Origin of the sequence: Hymenobacter rigui (assembly GCF_003944715.1) — a bacterium.
Classification (GTDB): Bacteria; Bacteroidota; Bacteroidia; order Cytophagales; family Hymenobacteraceae; genus Hymenobacter; species Hymenobacter rigui.
This window is the reverse complement of the sequence record NZ_RWIT01000036.1, coordinates 1-899: the sequence shown is the minus strand read 5'-3', so window position 1 is coordinate 899 and position 899 is coordinate 1. Positions and strand designations below refer to the sequence as shown.

The following is an 899-nucleotide window of genomic DNA, read 5'->3' as shown; positions in this document are numbered from 1 at the left end:
CTGCCGGGCTCCGGGCTCAGTCAGCGCCTGCGCCACGCGCTGGCGCAAATCCATCGAATACGCTTGCATATACCTGCTTACGTACGCTAGGCGACGGCAGCTACACCGTTCATGAATCCGCTATAGCAGATCGATATTGTCAACAGTAGTAACTGCTTGTTGTGTTAGTGCTGCGGCGTGCTTACGCGCAAGTATTACTTTTTATTATCAGCTTTTCACTCATTGTGTTGCGCCTGTATCTAATTAATTGCTGTTTGGTGTAATATTTGTGATGTATTGTGTATTTGATGATGTATAAACTAATCATAAATACTTTTAATAGCACTGTAATTAAAACAAGGCGTATGATAATTTGTGCAATATTCATTTGCTTAACAGCTTGTCAGAGTCGCGAAGAAATATGTGGTAAAATTAATTCTTCAATGCAAAAAGAAGTCTTGTTTATCAAAGTATTGTCTAAAGAGCATTCAGGCCGTGTTAGTGACATAGTGGTAGAGGATTTGAATTATGAAAATACGAAATATAGCAAGCATTTTGAGCAATTTTTTTATGTAAAACTATTTAAGTTATGTGAAATAGGTGATACGATTTATAAAGAAAAATATAGTCTTAAATATTGCATTAAGAAAGAAAGCAAAAATGTAATTGTGAGTTATACTTGTGATAATGATGCAAGTGAAAATGATATGGAATGTAAGTTTATTTATAAGTAAATTACCGAGTTGCGAACAAACATTAAGTGTCTTGTTAATACATTACTTGTGAATATGATATATAGCAGATTCGTGAACAGTTCGTCCTGGCTCCGTGCAGCTGCGTAGAATGGAATATGAAACCGTATTCGCTTGATTTGCGCAGCCGCGTGGCGGCCGCCTGCCGCGAGCCTGGGGCGAGCAAGG

General features: G+C 38.3%; 1 protein-coding gene. It reads left to right on the top strand.

From position 1 onward, the window contains the following. Nucleotides 1–422: 422 nt before the first annotated feature. The gene (locus tag EI291_RS22535; protein WP_125424541.1) at nucleotides 423–713 is read left to right on the top strand and encodes a hypothetical protein; all 291 of its coding nucleotides are present in this window, start codon (nucleotides 423–425) and stop codon (nucleotides 711–713) included. The last annotated feature ends 186 nt before the right edge of the window (nucleotides 714–899 follow it).